Below are 15942 nucleotides of genomic sequence, written 5' to 3'. Positions count from 1 at the left end.
GCTTTCGTATGCGTGTCAGTCCTCGGAACCATAATTTGGTGCATCCGTGAAGCATTGCTGTAGACGCTCGCGGAATTGCTCGACGACCGCAGAGTCTCCTAAGCCCACGTCGGTTTGACATTGCACGAGCCTCTGCCGATGCGCTTCGAACCCGTCCGCACGGTCGTCAACAGCCAACCATCTCAGCGGTTTATTCCTTCCGACGTAGTCGAGGACCTGCGCACCACGTGTAAGCACCGGCCAAACAAGCGGATTGATTGTGCAGCCATCGAACGTCGCGCCTACGATGCGGTCCCGCAGACTTGGAGATGGAATTGCGTTGCGCGTCAACTCCGTCCCGAAGACCACCGACCAGTCACTTGAGAGCACAATTTCGACGTCAGGATATGGACTTAGCAAGTTATCAAGCACAGCGGCATATTCAAACAGCGTAATGTTAGGCGCACTGCTCATTACACGATTTCCAGAGCGCCGAGCGATACCCCGATGAAGCACTCCATCGATATCAAGAAAGAGCACACGTCGCATTTGTCTTCCTGCCTTGAACTTTTGTCATCCGAACTGCTCTGCGAGTCGAGTGCAGAGTACCATCTGAGTCTTCGCGTCGCCCAAACCTAATTTTTCATCGCACCTGACGACGTGAGAGACATGGTCACCAAAACCAAGAATTTCGTCGTCGATTGCGAGCCACCTCATGAGCCGATGCGTCTGGACATAGCGCAGAACCTGAGCCCCACGGGGCTTCGACGCCCATGTCCCAGCGTCGAAATACTTCGAGTGAAACGTTGCGCCGACTACGCGCTCGCTGAGCGCCACAGGCAACGCGTTCTTCGCTCGCTGGTAGCCCAAATGATGCACCCACGACGTGGAAAGAATAATTTCTACCCTGTCGTAGGGGGCAAGACAGTCCATAAGAATCGGGGCAAATTCGAATAGCCGAATGGACGGAGAGGTACTGGTAATGCCTTTCCGCGTCCGAACGGCGCCGAGCCTGTGAAGGACACCGTCAAAATCGAGAAATAGGACCTGTCGACTCAACTCCACCTTCCCCAGGCTGTCGCTTCCTCCATTCATACCGGCAACTGAATATCAGCCCCCGTCTTGACTCGCGTCATTGGGTTCGCATTCGGCGTTGCTGGTGCTAGCTACACGCACGGCAATGGTTGCCAATTGCCTCACGCTCATCGGCGCGTCTATTTCGACGTAACAGCTCACCGCCCCAAGATACCTGCTCTCATCCCAAAGCACGCCTCGCCCGTCTTCGAATTCAAGGATGCACAAGTCGGTGTGTGGGATTCTTCTAACGAGAGTTATGCGCCGGACTGCCATGTCCCCGCCAACTGTCTTTGAACAAAGATACACGGCGGGTGTAGCGGAATTCGCTGTCGTCAGCAAGCTTCGAACGCTACCGAGAGTGTGTGCAATAAAGGCGTCCTCCGAGGCGTCATCGGCTTTTCCGCCGTAGCGCACATGGAAAAAAGCGCCATCTGATACTCTAACGGGCAACAGACTTCGCTGTGTCATGGTCGCGCGCTGCCCAGTAACGCCACCTTGTTCCGTCTGTTCCATCGATTGAACTCTTTCATCGTTGAAGGTAGGCATAGTCATCCTGTCCGGCCGCACACGTTAGTGTTGCTGTGCGTAAGATGCGAATGAGGCCGGCGACCAGCAAACGCTGGTCGCCGTAGTGCTGGACTCTCTATCTGTAACTAAAGAACTCCCACTCCAGGTGGGACCCGGGTCCCCGGGCGGCACCGCACTTTTTCACCAGCCCGCGCGGCCTTTCTAGTAAGCGGAGATAAAGCAACCACTCTTGATTCCTTCTCTCCCTCAGACTACATGTGCTTCGGGAGGTCCTCATTCACTGCGTCGAAGAGGCCCGCACGCCCCGATGTCCATGAGTCGGCGCAGTCCCGCATTGTGTATTGCGCGCATTTTCTCTCGATGCGCCCGTACGGCCACCGTCGGTATCCGTCGTAATCGTCGGCAACCTGTCTTGACGATGCGACTCGGGAGCACGTTGTCCTCGACAAGCTTCCTGACGACTATGCGCGGAACGCCCAATAGCCGCGCGGCGGCGTCAAGCGAGAGTTCTTCGAGCTCGTCCGGTTTATCCTCTGGTGTCATGTATGGGTGCTTCTCGGAAGGATAATCGCAAACGCCGGCGAGACAGTTCGATGACTGCAGGGTCGCCTATGCGACCTCTGTTTGACAACACCCGAGTCGGTCACGGCAGAACTCGAATCGGACGACTCAGTCGTCGATGGCTAGCCAATTCCATAGGGAACGTCGAGCAACATAGTCCAGCACTTGTCCGCCCCGCGAAAGCAGCAGCCACAGCATTTCGTTGAACGTACAACCTTCTTACGTCGCCCTACAACACGGACTCGCCGGATAGATAGAGGCATTGCTGATACGGTATTTGGAAACCACCAAAAATCCTCGTCTTTTACGCTGGGCACGACTACCTTCACTGGACCGAATCGGATTTTCGCTGCTCCACTTGCGGACCAATCGTGATGGTGCGTTACGACCGAACGCCTGCGCCCAACGGTGACTGTCTAGCGCACGGTCGATGAGCACCTGCTAACGCTTGTTTGACTGGAATGGCGTAACGTATCGGAGATTCGTTGGCCCGCTTGACAATACGACAACACGCTCGACTGACTGACTGATTACCTCATGACCCGCCCCGTCGGATAACCGGGGGCCATATGGATATCGCTTTTCATAGCTTTCACCATGGCGAACACCCTTCTCGTGTGTCCACAAGCTCGCACTCACCAGGACTTCGCAAATCTCGTCCGACTCTTCTACGTCAGCACATGAGTCGAGAAAGAGAACAACACTGTCTGGGTCGGCCGTCACCAGTTTTGCTATAAGTTCAGAGACTCTCAAGGTCTCCTCCGCGCGCTTTCGGTACAGCGGAAGGTTTCACCATGTTAACGGTGGTTTTCCTCAGCCATCTCGGCAAGGAAATCACTTATGTCACAGTAGTCGCCAGCCTCTATTGCGTGCTGACCCAGCGCAAGAAGAGTCACCAACACGTTCGATTCGTCGTCAGTCTCTCCGGGCTCGATGGAATGGCCGTGTGAACTCATGTCAGCGAATGCATCAGTTTCCAAGGTTTCCCATAGCAGTCCTAAGCGTAATAGGCTCAGTTGTGCAACAATCCTTCTCGCCACCTCTTCAGATTTGCCCAACAAGCGAACGAAGTCTCCGTTGGAACTGCATATCATTGCGTGCTCGCATTTGCGAGATGAATCGTTTAGCACGTCGTAAAGCGTGGCCCGCCACTGTCGCGCGCAACATTTCATCGTCAGACACCGGGCGAGTGGCAAGTGCTCCGAATTCGCGAAGCTGCTTCACGAGGACTCTACGAACCGCCTCGTCGATGCCGGCTTCGGGATTAACATTCACGCGCCGTGATGACGTAAGGTCGGAGAATTCGAACTCGGCAGACGCCAGGATGACGAACGATTCGGTGCGGTTCTCCATGAAATCAAGTACAGCCTGCTCCCGTGTCCCACCAAATGTGTTCACTGCGTTGACAATTCGCATCCCCAGTTCACCGCAGGCTTCACGCATACGTTTCACATCGTAGTAAAGAGGCCAGCTGTTCCCGATTACAACAACTGCACCGGGATAGCCGGCAAGTGTTTCTGCCAGCTGCGAAACATCGACCGCAAGGTGGCGTTTGGCCGGAACGCAGCCTTCTCGCGTCGTCGGCGACGGGTAGTCGCGCAATGGCCCCAGCTCACCATTCATACAGAAAAAAACATAGACCACAGTCGCTCCGACGACGGAATTGAAAAGAAATCGTCCGCACAGAAGTCGTAGGCCAACGTGCTAGCCGCGGTGGACGACCCTCATGCCAAGCCCGTCCACAAGACATTCTCCGTCGTCTGCTAGCTCAACGCTCCCACAGTAGAAGCGTTACGTGTCGGTAACGGAGCTCGGCGCACCGGCTTCGTCTTCGGTGCAACCGCACCCGCTCCCTAGGCATGTCTCAAGTTTAGTCGAATAAATACGAGATGTATAGGCTGTGGATTGTTAGTCTGTGGATTGTTAGTCTGTGGAAATTTAGGGCCTGGTAGGCGATGCTTCCGCTATGGCCGACGACTTCACTGACCAACAGAAATCTGCACGACACCTCTTGTCGGCAAACCTAAAGCGCATTCGAAAGGCACAAGGCCTCTCGCAAGAGCGATTTGCCGACCTATGTGGGCTGCATCGAACGTTTGTAAGTCAAATCGAGCGCGAGGTCGCGAATGCAACCGTGGACACCCTGACACTTCTTGCGAATACGCTGAAAGTTGAACTAGCAGAGCTCTTTTTCATCTCGCCGGGCGAAGTGACAAACCTAAAGGCGGGGCGGCCCTTAAAAGCTCAAACTGAGACAGTAGAGGCGAGACGTCACAGGAAAGCGAAGTAGCAAACGCAATTTGAACTGGGAGCGTAAATGCATGCTTCCCAGACCTCCCGGCGCTTCCTTACCTTCAACTCCGACTAAGTAGCCAATTGTCAATGACGTCCTGACGCCAACGAAGCAGCTCGTGGTCGTACAAGAGAGCACGCTGCGGAAGGAGCCACGGTCGCCACCTCGCGCGCAGGCGGATTGTGGCAGCAGTTAGGCCCAAGACTTGGGCCAGTTCATGCTCGTCGAGGTATGTGCAATGCGACGGGGCTTCTGTTGATGTCATGCACTGTGTAGCACACGACCTTAAACATTGAAGTCGCGCCGGCGGCCGGGTTTGTTTTCGAACGGTTTTACTGGCTTCTCCGTGGTCCACGAGACGCAATGCTGCTTTCCCGTGTGCACAACTCCCCTGAACAAAGGAGAAGCCTGTGCGCCGCCGACCTACTAGCGGCTCGGAAGTAGCACACGCTCAAACCTGGCGCGTCCCACCAAGCGCTCAGTTCGCAACGTTTGGTGCAGATGTCATGGCGCGTATTGGCGCCGCCTTTGTATCGCCCGCTTGGCCCAGTTCAAATTGCCAACGATTCGGGCAATGCTCCACGACGGTTTCTTCGGCTGGATTCGGCTACTCGCAACGAGGTATGGACATGCGCGCCCCGAATTGACGTCATTTAGTGCTTGATGCATGGACATTCCTCGAAACGAAAAAATACCGTTAAAACAATGCATTAGATGCCGTCCATTGGTAGGCAACATCGGGGTACTACTGTCATGGTTTCATCTCCTTTCGGTGGGGTTGCCATGACATGACGAGACAGCGCGCGCCGCGTGTGACATCGGCGCGAAAAATTTCGGGGAGCCGCGCGAAGCCGCTTCGGGAGCGGCGCGGGAAACGCACGGATCCGCGTCCTACAATGTGGCGGTGGTCGCGCGTTCCCACGGCGATGGCCGCGGGAACACTGTACCGTTCTTGCGCGTGCGGCGTGCCGCACGGCGACTCCCCTTCCAAGGAGCAGACGATGCCAACGATGCACGTAGTGCAGGTAGCGAAACCGGGCGGCCCTCTCGAGCTGGTCGAGCGCGATGTGCCTGAGCCGCCCGAAGGACATATCCTCGTCAAGGTGCAGGCCTGCGGGATCTGCCATAGCGATTCGCTCACGAAGGAAGGCCATTGGCCCGGCCTGCAGTTTCCGCGCGTGCCCGGTCACGAGATCGCGGGCGTGATCGAAAAGCTCGGCGCGCGCGTCGACGAGTGGCGCATCGGGCAGCGCGTCGGCGTGGGCTGGCACGGCGGCCACTGCGGTCATTGCGAGCACTGCCGGCACGGCGACTTCGTGCTCTGCAAAAATGGCCGGATTCCCGGCATCAGCTACGACGGCGGCTATGCCGAATACATGGTGGCGCCCCAGGAAGCGCTCGCGCGCATGCCCGACGACCTCTCCGACGTCGACGCCGCGCCGCTGCTGTGCGCGGGCATCACCACGTTCAACGCGCTGCGCCACAGCGGCGCGCGCGCAGGCGACGTCGTGGCGATACTCGGCGTCGGCGGACTGGGTCATCTCGGCGTGCAATACGCGCGAAAGATGGGCTTCGTCACCGTGGCCATCGCGCGCGGGCAGGACAAGGCGCCGCTCGCGAAGCAGCTCGGCGCGCATCATTACATCGACAGCGCTTCGCAGAACGTCGCCGAGGCCTTGCTCGCGCTGGGCGGCGCGCGCGTGATACTCGCCACGGCCACGAGCGGCAAGGCCATGAGCGCGGCGCTGGGCGGCCTCGGCCTGAACGGCAAGCTCATCATGGTCGGCGTGTCCGAGGAGCCCGTGGAAGTGCCGATCACGCAGTTCATCATGGGCCGCCATTCGGTGCAGGGCTGGCCGTCGGGCACCGCGGCGGATTCGCAGGACACGCTGGCATTCAGCGCGCTCTCGGGCGTGAAGCCGATGATCGAGGAATATCCGCTTTCGCAGGCGGCAGCGGCCTACGAGCGGATGATGAGCGGCAAGGCGCGCTTTCGCGTCGTGCTCAAGCCTGGCGCCTGATCGTCGGCATGACCCGAGGCGGCGCCCGACGCGCTCGATCCATGCGCTACCGCTCCTCTGGCGGACCGGCTTCGTCCTTCGCGAGGCCGGTTTCGTCGACATAGCGATCGACGGCACTGCTTACGGTCGGATCGAAGCGGTCGGGCCCGATGAGTTCGAGCAGCCCGAAGCGCTTGAGCTTGTCGCGAACCGGGTCCTTCATCTCCGCGAAATGCAGCGCGATGCCGCGCTCGCTCAACGCCTGCGTCAGCTCGCGCAGCATGTCGGCGGACGTCACATCGACGCTCGTCACGGGCTCCGCCGCCACCACGACGCGGCGCACCGGCGTAGGCGACGCCGCCACCGCCTCCATCAGGCGCTGCGAAAACTGCTCGGCGTTCGCGAAGAACAGCGGCGCATCCCAGCGAAAGAGCACGAGCCCCGGCGTGCGCACCGCCTGCGGATAACGTTCGATATCGTGATAGCCGCGCACACCCTGCACGCGGCCGAGCACCGCGAAATGCGGCCGCCAGCCGTCCCAGAGGAATTCGATCACGGCGATCACCACGGCAAGGCCGATGCCCGGAATCGCCCCGAAAACCGCTACGGCCACGAAGCATCCGATCGAAAGCCAGAACTCCCACTGCTGAATGCGGTAGATGCGCTTGAGGTCCGCGATTTCGAACAGCCCGAGCGCGGCCGCGATGACCACGGCCGCGAGCGCGCTGTTGGGCAGGTAGCGCAGCAGATTCGGCGCGAAAAGAAGCAGCGCCGCCACCGCGAGCGCGCCCACCACGCCGGTGAGCTGCGTGCGCGCGCCCGCGGCTTCGGCAACCGGCGTGCGCGATGCACTGCTGCTGACCGGAAAGCCCTGAAACAGGCCGGCCGCGAGATTGGCGACGCCGAGGCCCACCATCTCCTGATTGGGGTCGACGCGCGCACGAAAGCGCGCGGCGTAGGTTCGCGAAAGCACGCTCGTATCGGCGAAGGCGATCAACGCGACCGCCGCGCCGCCAAGGCCGATCTTGACGAGGTCGGCGTCGGCGACCCACGGCAGCGAAGGCGCCGGCAAGCCCTGGGGAATCGTGCCAAGCACTTTCACGCCGAGGCCATCGAGGTGGAAGAAACTGACCGAAAGCGTGGCCGCGACCACCGCGATCAATATGCCGGGCACCTTGTCGAAGCGCTTGAGCAGCAGGATCAGCACGAGACTTCCCGCGCCAACGGCAAAGCTGTACGCGTTGGCTTCGCCGCGCGCGACGGCCCGGCCCAGGCTCAGCAGGTCCCTGAGCGGCCCCCGCTCGTCGATGGAGATCGCGAAGAGCTTCGGCAACTGGCTGATGAGCACTGCCAGCGCAATGCCGTTCATATAGCCGTATCGAATGGGCTTGGACAGCAGCTCCGTGATGAAGCCGAGGCGCAACAGTCCCATGACGACGCAGACAAAACCGGAAACGAGCGCCATCATGCTCGCCACGCCGATGGCGCGCGCGGGATCGCCGCCCGCCACCTCCATCACGACGGCGAGAATGGGCGCGGCGAGCGCGGAATCGGGGCCGAGCACGAGAATGCGGCTGGGCCCGAAAACGGCGTAAGCCAGCAGCGGAACGATCGTGGCGTAAAGGCCGTAGACGCCAGGCACGCCGGACGCCGCCGCATACGCAATGCCGACCGGCACGAGCATGGTGGTCAGCACCAGCCCCGCCGCCAGATCGTTGAGCAGCCAGGCGCCTTGATAGGTCTTGAGCGCGGTGATGCCCGGCAGCCAGCGCAGCCATGCCCGGCTTGCATTCGCGCTTGCGGGCCGTCGTGCGGGAGGGGAGACGGGTCTTTCCGTTTCCATGGGCCTGTTATTCGTCGTGAGAATGCTGGCGCCGGGATCGTGGAGCCGACAGGCGGCGATAAAAAGAATAGTTCATGTGAACTGCGAGCGGGAAGTTATCGTTTTTAGACAGGATGCCAACGAACCGGGCGCGGGTAAAGGCTGCGTACGATTGCCAATCGTCGCACTTCGTTGCATCGGCGAAATCCCGGACTGGCTCGATAGTGACTGGAACAGGGGAAAGCAGCGGCGGCCTTCCGCGCATAACCGGCCGCTACCCTGACTGCGCAAGTTGCGAGTACCGCGGCCCCAGCCCCGCGACGCACGCGGCGCGAGCACGTCCGGCATATGCCCGGAAGCCGCCAGCGATCAAAGGCCGCTTACCGTCTTGACCGTCACCCACTGGCCGTTCTTCACCTGGTAAACGGTGGATGAGCCGTTCTTGAGCGACCCGTTCGCGTTGTACTCGATATGGCCGGTAATGCCGTCAAAGCTGATGCTTTGCAGCTTCGCGCGATAGTCGTCGGGCTTCGTGGAATTGGCCGCCTGCATCGCCTTGATGGCGGCCCACGCCGCATCGTAGCCGAACGGCGCGTACGAGAGCACGTCTTCGCCGAACTTCTGCTTGAAGCGCTCGGCGAACTTCGCGCCTACCGGCGTGCTGTCGAGCGGGCGGCCGTATTCCCACGCCATCGCGCCTTCGGACACATCGCCCGCGAGCTTGATGAAGTCGATATCGCGCACCCCGCCGCCGCCCACGTACTGCGCCTTGATGCCGAGCTGGCTCATCTGCTTCATGATGCCGGCGGCCTGCGGATTGAGCGCGCCCACGAAAATCAGATCGGGGTTCTTGCTCTTGATGGTCGTGAGCTGCGTCTTGAAGTCGGTCGCCTGGTTCGACGTGTATTCGCGATCGATGACGTCACCGCCATGCGCCTTGACCGCCTTGACGAACTCGTCGGCTTCGCCCTGGCCGAACGCCGTGCGGTCGTCGATCACGGCGATGCGCCTGGCCTTGGTCGTCGTGACCGCATAGGCGCCCGCGGTGCCCGCGTTTTGCGCGTCGCTCGAAATCACCATGAAGACGTTCTTGAAGCCGCGGCCGCTGATGACCGGGTTGGTGGCGGCCGGATCGATGTCGGGCAGGCCCGCCTTTTCATAGAGATCGGAAGCGGGGATCGTGGTGCCCGAGTTGAAGTGGCCGACCACGACCGCCACGCCTTCGTCCACGAGTTTTTGCGCGACTTGCACACCGACGCGCGGATCGGCCTGATCGTCTTCGGCGACGAGTTCGAACGAGACGGGCTGACCGTTGATCTTGACGCCTTGCGCCTTGGCGTCGTCAAGGGCCATCTTGACGCCGCTTTCCAGGTCTTTGCCGTAACTGGCGTTAGGACCGCTGAGCGGCGCGGCAAAGCCGATCTTCACGACGGTATCCGCACGAGAAACGAGCGGCGCGGCAGCGAGAAGGGCTCCAACTGCAACGGCGCCGGGGGCGAGAGTCTTCGCAAAACGCATGGGGTTTCCTTTGTCGGCAAGCATGAGTTCACTGCTATGGCGTACGTGCCGGCTTTGCAGGGCAGCCGGTGCACGGCGCTTGTTCGAATCGACTGCGTGTGGGGCTCCTTGTCAAGGCGTGGTCTCGATCGAACCGCTCCGAATGAGATGCGCCGGGGCGAATACTGAAGGCGACTATAGGAAGCCAATAAGGGTCCGTCTTGACCGTTTCCGACGATTTTCATGCGCATTTCTGCACAGCGGTTCGAACGCGGCTGCGCTTTGCGCCCCGGCTGTCGGGGGGCGCCCCCGCAGCGCCGATTCCGCTCGGGTCAGGAAGAGTGCGTTACGGAAAAGGGACTTAGTCGCAAATTTTCGGTGTTTGAAACTCGCCGTGCAAGACAACACGCTTATCGGCTCCCGGCTCGACCGGCGAGTTGCATAAGCGAAACGGGAGCGGCGAAACGCCGCGAATTTGCATCTACGGGAGAACAGAATTGAACGTAAAGCTGGGGGGATGCCTGCTCGTGACACTGATCGGCAGCAGCGCGGCCTATGCGCAGAGCAGCGTCACGCTCTATGGGAAGATCGAAGACGGGCTCGATTTCACGAGCAATGCGCGGGGGAACTCGGCGTGGCAACTCGAAAGCGGCTACGACTACGGTAGCCGCTGGGGCTTGAAGGGCACGGAAGATCTCGGTGGTGGCGTGCACGCGCAATTCCAGCTCGAGAATGGCTTCGACGTGAACACGGGGCAGAACGGGCAAGGAGGCCGCGAGTTCGGCCGCCAGGCCTGGGTCGGTCTTTCATCCGATCGCTTCGGCACGCTCACGCTGGGCCGCCAGTACGATCCGAGCGTGGACATGTTCTCGCCGATGACGGCCAACGGCAACTGGACCGGCTACATCTTCGCGCACCCCTACGACAACGACAACACCGACTACTCGTTTCGGGTGAACAACTCGGTCAAATACGTGTCGCCCACTTATCGCGGGTTCACCGGCGAGGCGATGTACGGCTTCAGTAACGAGGCAGGCGGCTTTTCCAATAACCGCCTCTATGGCTTCGCCGCGCAATATGTCAATGGCGGCCTCTCTCTGGCCGCTTCGTACCTGAAGCTGAACAACGCGAGCAATGCAACGAGCGCGGGCGCGAATTCGTCGGGCGCCGTCACCACCGACAATACGTTCAACGCGAAATCGCAGCAGAATATCGGCGTGGGCGTGAACTACACGTTTTCCAACTGGCTGCTGGGCTTCGCGTATTCGCACGTGGACATCTATGATCCGACCGCCAACGCCTACTTCACCGCTGATGGCGGGAACACGCAGCCGGTGGGCGGCGTATGGCATGCGTGGAAGTTCGACAACTTCGAAGTCAGCGCGCTGTACCACTTCACGCCGGCGCTCTATCTCGGCGGCGCTTATACGTACACGCAGGCCCGCCTGAGCGCGAGTACCGGCAGCTACAATCCGAAGTGGCATCAATTGAGCCTGAAGCTCAACTACGATGTTTCGGCGCGCACGTCGCTGTATCTCGAAGGCGCGTACCAGCGAGCCGTGTCCGCGAACACGGGCACCCAGTTCGACTACGCGAACATTCCCGGCTCGGCGGATGTCTCATCGGGGCAAAACCAGATGGTGTATCGCATTGCTGTGATTCACGGCTTCTAGGACACGCGGCTTCGTTGTCCCCGCACGGTCCTCGACATGAGGACCGTGCGGTCCGGCGAGATTGAAGCGAGTCACCCCATCATTTGACCCAGGGCGCGAACTACGCGATCAATCGCCCGGCCTGTGCTCCTATGCCAGCCTGAAACTCGAAACGCTTTCCAGAAGCTTCCTGGCCTGATCTCGCACCGCTTCGGTCGCCGCAGCGGATTCCTCCACGAGGGCTGCGTTGTGTTGCGTGACGTCGTCGATCTGCGACAACGCGCGCGACAACTCTTCGACGCCGTTGCGCTGCTCCTCGGACGCGGACGCGATCTCCCGCAACACGCCATCGACCTGTCGAACGGTATCGAGTATCTCTTCGACGCGCTCGCCCGCCACGCCCGCCTGTTTCGCGCCCTGCCGGACGTGCCCATCGGACGTGCCGATCAGCGTTTCGATGTCCCGCGACGCGGTAGATGACCGTTGCGCAAGCGCCCGCACTTCCGACGCCACGACGGCAAAGCCGCGCCCGTGCTCCTGGGCGCGCGCCGCCTCGACAGCCGCGTTCAGCGCAAGGATATTGGTCTGGAAGGACACGCTCTGGATCATGCCCAGGATGCTGTTGACCTCCGCGGAGCTGGCCGCGATGTTGTCCATTGCCCCGCCCACCGCGCTAACCGCTTCATAACCTTGCCGGGCTGAATTCAGCGCGTCCGCGGCGCGGCGCGAAGCGGTCGTTGCGTTCGCCGAGTTATCGGCGACAGCCGACTTGAACTGCGCGAGACTCGCGGCGGTCTGCTGGAGCGCCGCCGCCTGTTCTTCCGTTCGTTGCGACAGATCCACGTTTCCGGTCGCAACCTCCTCCATCGCCAGCGTGATAGTCGTGGCGCCGCGCAAGATCTCCGAAACAGCCGCGCGCAAGTGCGTTTGCATCACGCGGATTTGCCCGACCAGGCTGTCCTCGGCGGCACGGGAGTCAATCGGACAGGACAGGTCGCCGCTCGCCGTTGCCCGTACGACGGTCTTCGCGTACTCGGGAGAACCACCGAGAGCGCGAATCAAGGAGCGGTTGACGAGAAAGACCATGACACCGAGCACAATGCTGATTGCCGCGACAAAAGCCAGCGCTTCATACACGGAGCGCCAGAACGCGGAATCGATATCGTCCACGTACTCTCCGGTAACGAATATCCAGTTCCATGCCGATGAGCGTATGACAAAGCTGCGCTTTCTGACCTGGTCGGTTTCACCGGGCCGGTGCGTGTAGTAGTCGACGAAGCCCCCGCCACTGCCGTTCGCGACCGCCGTCATTTGACGATAGACGTACGCCCCTTTCGCGTCGGTGTAGTCACCGAGGAACTTGCCCTCGGTTTCCGGTTTCGAGGGATTCATCACCGCATGCATCTCCGGATCGATGACGACAACGTAGCCGTCGCTGCCGAAGCGCATCGCACGAAGCGCAGCCAGCGCCTCGCGCTTGCCGTCCTCGGGCCTCAACTGGCCGGAGGCGACGAGCTGCTGATAACGCGACACCGTGGTCCCGGCGATATCGGCAATCTCGCGCAGTGTGCGCTCCCGCTCCGCAATGCCGTCCCGTTTGTCCTGAAACACGCCGAACGCCGCAATCGCCGCGATGCATACCAGGGAAATCGCAAGCGGGATCCAGAGCCTCTGAAAAAAAGTGATTCGTCTCATACATTAGATCTCTATTTTTTTACTTACCGCATCTATCGGCGACGAATTCCGTTTCTTTATATTAGGGATCTAATATTTTCGCGGATAGCACTTCCGGCATCCGTACTTTCCCGGACATCCTGAAAGGTCCTTGCCAATTTAACTAGATATCTAATATAGTTGAGCGACACCTGTAATGAAGGCGACCTCTCGCCGGGAGACAAACATGCTGACCCACCAAGAAAATGAACTGCTGTGCCGCGTCGAAGGCGATGCCCCGATGGGGCAGTTGATGCGCCGCCACTGGACCCCCGTCTGCCTGATCGAGGAAGTGAGCGAGCCCGATGGCGCGCCGGTAAAAGCGCGCGTATTTGGCGAGGACCTCGTCGTATTCCGGGACTCGGAAGGCCGCGTCGGCGTGCTGGACGAGTACTGCCCGCACCGTCGCGCGTCGCTCGTCTACGGCCGCAACGAAGATGCCGGCTTGCGCTGCCTGTATCACGGCTGGAAGTTCGACGTCGCGGGCAACGTGCTCGAAATGGTGTCCGAGCCGGCATCGAGCTGCATGACCGACAAGGTCAAGCACAAGGCCTATCCGGTGCAGGAATGGGGCGGCTTGGTGTGGGCGTACATGGGCCCGCAAGACGCCGTCCCCGCGTTCGTGCCGCCAGCTTGGGCGCCGACCGCCGACACCCGGGTAAGCATCGCGAAGGCGCTGCTGCCGTGCAACTGGGCGCAGATTCTCGAAGGCGCGATCGATTCCGCGCACAGCTCGAGCCTGCATTCGTCGGACTTCGTGCCGGCGCGCGTCGGCGGCGCCGAGGCGACCGGCAAGAACTGGCTGCGCCCGTCCACCGACAAGGCCCCGCGCCTGCAGGTCGAGCGCACCGACTACGGCTTCCGTTACGCCGCGCTGCGCCGCCCGATCTTCAACGCCGGCACGCACGACTACGTGCGCTCGACGGTGTTCGTGGCGCCCGCCACGGTGCTGATTCCGCCTAACAATCTCTACAACGTCGCGAACATCAACGTGCCGATGGACGATACGAACACGGCGTTCTACTTCGTCGCCTGGGGCGATCCGGAGACGACGCCGGAAAACGAAACCTGGCGCAAGTTCCTGCGTCAGCAGGTCGGTGTCGATCTCGACGCGTACTATCGTCCGCTGCGCAATCACGACAACCGCTTCTGGCAGGACCGCCAGGCGATGAAGGCCGGCAATTTCACGGGCATCTCGGGCTTCCCGAACCAGGACATCGCGATGTGGGTCACGATGGGCCCGATTGCGAACCGCTCGGACGAGCGTCTCGGCGCAAGCGATCTCGCGATCGTCGAATTCCGGCGCCGCATGCTCGACGCGCTCGCCGAATTCGAGCAGGATGGCGAAGCAATTGGCACCGGCGCGAAGGCGATTGCCCAGGACGTGTGCTCGTACCAGGCTGTCGTGCCGAAGGAAATCGACTGGCGCACGTATGCCGCGCGTTACGTCAGCAAGAAGAACCCGGAACCGGCCGACCAGCCGCACGCGCTGGCAACGGACTATCAGGTCGGACAATAAGGGAGGCCCGCGGCCATGGAGCAGCGCCGTTTGCGCATCGGGGTCGCAGGACTGGGACGGGCATTCTCGCTGATGCTGCCGACCTTCCTGCGCGACCCCAGAGTCCAGCTCGTCGCTGCGTGCGATCCGCGTGAGGCAGCGCGGCGGCAGTTCGCCGCCGACTTCGCCGCGCCCACCTATGCGGACGCGGCGGAACTGGCGGACGACCCGAACGTCGAGATCGTCTACGTTGCGAGCCCGCACCAGTTCCACGCGCGGCACACGGAAATTGCCGCGGCGAAAGGCAAACACGTGCTGGTTGAAAAGCCGATGGCGCTCGCCGCCGCGGACTGCGATCGCATGATCGCGGCATGCCGGGCGGCGAACGTGCATCTGATCGTCGGCCATTGCCACAGTTTCGACACGCCGTACCTGCGTGCGCGCGAACTGATCGACCTCGGCGATTTCGGCGCGGTGAAGATGATCCAGGCCGTCAATTACACCGACTACCTGTACCGTCCGCGCCGGCCCGAGGAACTGGCGACAGCCGAAGGCGGCGGCGCCGTCTTCAGCCAGGCGGCGCACCAGGTCGACATCGTGCGAATGCTCGCCGGCTCGCGCGCGACGAGGCTGCGCGCGAGCGTCGGCCGGTGGGATCCGTCACGCCCGACCGAAGGCGCCTATTCGGCGCTGATCTGGTTCCAGAACGGCGCCTATGCTTCGCTCTCGTACAACGGCTACGGCCACTTCAACACCGACGAATGGAGCGGCTGGATCGGCGAAATGGGCGATCGCACGAACCCCGACGCGTACGGCAGCGCCCGCCGCCGTCTGGAAACGCTCGCGTCCTCGGGCGACGAGGCGAGGCTCAAGGCGGCCGGCACCTACGGCGGATCGGCATACAAGCCGCCGTCGGCCGCCGCGGACGAGCCACAGCGATTTCATCAGCATTTCGGCCCGGTCATCGTGTCTTGCGAACATGCGGACCTGCGCCCGCTGCCCGATTCGATCGTCGTCTACGGCGACGAGCTACGCCAAACGCTGCCGCTGGCTGCACCCGCCGTGCCGCGCGCCGAAGTCATCGACGAGTTGTATGGCGCGGTCGTCGACGGACGTCAGCCGCTACACGACGGCGAATGGGCGAAGGGCACGCTGGAAATCTGCCTCGCCATTCTGGAGTCGAGCGAAACCGGCGCAGATGTCGCGCTTTGATAGTCCGACGCAGGCCGAAAAGCCCTCGCGACCTTCCGTGATGGACTGAGCCACGTACGGCCGGAACGAGGGCGCTTTTATCGGCGCCTCCGGCAAGCTGGACCCATCGG

General features: G+C 61.4%; 12 protein-coding genes. 6 read left to right on the top strand and 6 right to left on the bottom strand.

Annotated features, from left to right (window positions below):
* Nucleotides 1–15: 15 nt before the first annotated feature.
* Nucleotides 16–528, bottom strand: a complete 513-nt coding sequence (locus tag BLU17_RS09980; protein ID WP_091996566.1) for an HAD domain-containing protein — start codon at nucleotides 526–528, stop codon at nucleotides 16–18.
* A gap of 24 nt (nucleotides 529–552) precedes the next feature.
* Nucleotides 553–1074, bottom strand: a complete 522-nt coding sequence (locus BLU17_RS09975; protein WP_091996565.1) for an HAD domain-containing protein — start codon at nucleotides 1072–1074, stop codon at nucleotides 553–555.
* Nucleotides 1075–2939: 1865 nt separating this feature from the next.
* Here BLU17_RS09975 and BLU17_RS33075 point away from each other — a divergent pair.
* Nucleotides 2940–3095: a hypothetical protein gene (locus BLU17_RS33075; protein ID WP_176928996.1), complete on the top strand. Its 156-nt coding sequence runs from the start codon at nucleotides 2940–2942 to the stop codon at nucleotides 3093–3095.
* A 94-nt stretch (nucleotides 3096–3189) separates the two neighbouring features.
* On the opposite strand, the gene BLU17_RS32270 is transcribed toward BLU17_RS33075, so the two are convergent.
* Nucleotides 3190–3789: an HAD domain-containing protein gene (locus BLU17_RS32270; protein ID WP_143189207.1), complete on the bottom strand. Its 600-nt coding sequence runs from the start codon at nucleotides 3787–3789 to the stop codon at nucleotides 3190–3192.
* A 322-nt stretch (nucleotides 3790–4111) separates the two neighbouring features.
* Here BLU17_RS32270 and BLU17_RS34520 point away from each other — a divergent pair, with 322 nt between their 5' ends.
* Both BLU17_RS34520 and BLU17_RS09960 read left to right on the top strand, forming a co-directional pair.
* Nucleotides 4112–4435 carry a helix-turn-helix domain-containing protein gene (locus BLU17_RS34520; protein WP_091996563.1) on the top strand — a complete coding sequence of 108 codons (324 nt, stop codon included), beginning with the start codon at nucleotides 4112–4114 and terminating at the stop codon, nucleotides 4433–4435.
* Between the two features lie 1004 nt (nucleotides 4436–5439).
* Entirely contained in the window at nucleotides 5440–6459 is a 1020-nt protein-coding gene (locus BLU17_RS09960; protein ID WP_091996562.1) for an alcohol dehydrogenase, read from the top strand.
* Between the two features lie 46 nt (nucleotides 6460–6505).
* Here the strand turns inward: BLU17_RS09960 and BLU17_RS09955 are convergent, their stop codons facing one another.
* Complete coding sequence (locus tag BLU17_RS09955) at nucleotides 6506–8281, bottom strand: SulP family inorganic anion transporter (protein ID WP_091996561.1); 1776 nt, start codon at nucleotides 8279–8281, stop codon at nucleotides 6506–6508.
* Between the two features lie 348 nt (nucleotides 8282–8629).
* On the bottom strand, nucleotides 8630–9778 hold the full coding sequence (locus tag BLU17_RS09950) for a branched-chain amino acid ABC transporter substrate-binding protein (RefSeq protein ID WP_091996560.1): 1149 nt from the start codon (nucleotides 9776–9778) through the stop codon (nucleotides 8630–8632).
* A gap of 476 nt (nucleotides 9779–10254) precedes the next feature.
* Here BLU17_RS09950 and BLU17_RS09945 point away from each other — a divergent pair, with 476 nt between their 5' ends.
* A complete protein-coding gene (locus BLU17_RS09945) occupies nucleotides 10255–11430 on the top strand; it encodes a porin (protein WP_245746791.1) in 1176 nt (391 codons plus the stop codon).
* 129 nt (nucleotides 11431–11559) lie between these two features.
* Here BLU17_RS09945 and BLU17_RS09940 read toward each other — a convergent pair whose 3' ends face one another.
* Nucleotides 11560–13020: a methyl-accepting chemotaxis protein gene (locus tag BLU17_RS09940; protein WP_245746790.1), complete on the bottom strand. Its 1461-nt coding sequence runs from the start codon at nucleotides 13018–13020 to the stop codon at nucleotides 11560–11562.
* A 289-nt stretch (nucleotides 13021–13309) separates the two neighbouring features.
* On the opposite strand from BLU17_RS09940, the gene BLU17_RS09935 reads away from it, so the two are divergent.
* Complete coding sequence (locus tag BLU17_RS09935) at nucleotides 13310–14641, top strand: Rieske 2Fe-2S domain-containing protein (RefSeq protein ID WP_091996558.1); 1332 nt, start codon at nucleotides 13310–13312, stop codon at nucleotides 14639–14641.
* Between the two features lie 15 nt (nucleotides 14642–14656).
* Nucleotides 14657–15832 carry a Gfo/Idh/MocA family protein gene (locus BLU17_RS09930; RefSeq protein WP_091996557.1) on the top strand — a complete coding sequence of 392 codons (1176 nt, stop codon included), beginning with the start codon at nucleotides 14657–14659 and terminating at the stop codon, nucleotides 15830–15832.
* The last annotated feature ends 110 nt before the right edge of the window (nucleotides 15833–15942 follow it).

The sequence above is a fragment of the Paraburkholderia lycopersici genome (assembly GCF_900096975.1).
Taxonomy (GTDB): domain Bacteria; phylum Pseudomonadota; class Gammaproteobacteria; order Burkholderiales; family Burkholderiaceae; genus Paraburkholderia; species Paraburkholderia lycopersici.
Note: the sequence above shows the minus strand (reverse complement) of the source record. Positions and strands in the feature narration are given on the sequence as shown.

Excerpts from the sequence above, each read along its gene's own strand:
- BLU17_RS09980 (WP_091996566.1), bottom strand. The coding sequence starts at position 528 with ATGCGACGTGTGCTCTTTCTTGATATCGATGGAGTGCTTCATCGGGGT.
- BLU17_RS09975 (WP_091996565.1), bottom strand. The coding sequence starts at position 1,074 with ATGAATGGAGGAAGCGACAGCCTGGGGAAGGTGGAGTTGAGTCGACAG.
- BLU17_RS33075 (WP_176928996.1), top strand. The coding sequence starts at position 2,940 with ATGTTAACGGTGGTTTTCCTCAGCCATCTCGGCAAGGAAATCACTTAT.
- BLU17_RS34520 (WP_091996563.1), top strand. The coding sequence starts at position 4,112 with ATGGCCGACGACTTCACTGACCAACAGAAATCTGCACGACACCTCTTG.
- BLU17_RS09960 (WP_091996562.1), top strand. The coding sequence starts at position 5,440 with ATGCCAACGATGCACGTAGTGCAGGTAGCGAAACCGGGCGGCCCTCTC.
- BLU17_RS09955 (WP_091996561.1), bottom strand. The coding sequence starts at position 8,281 with ATGGAAACGGAAAGACCCGTCTCCCCTCCCGCACGACGGCCCGCAAGC.
- BLU17_RS09950 (WP_091996560.1), bottom strand. The coding sequence starts at position 9,778 with ATGCGTTTTGCGAAGACTCTCGCCCCCGGCGCCGTTGCAGTTGGAGCC.
- BLU17_RS09935 (WP_091996558.1), top strand. The coding sequence starts at position 13,310 with ATGCTGACCCACCAAGAAAATGAACTGCTGTGCCGCGTCGAAGGCGAT.
- BLU17_RS09930 (WP_091996557.1), top strand. The coding sequence starts at position 14,657 with ATGGAGCAGCGCCGTTTGCGCATCGGGGTCGCAGGACTGGGACGGGCA.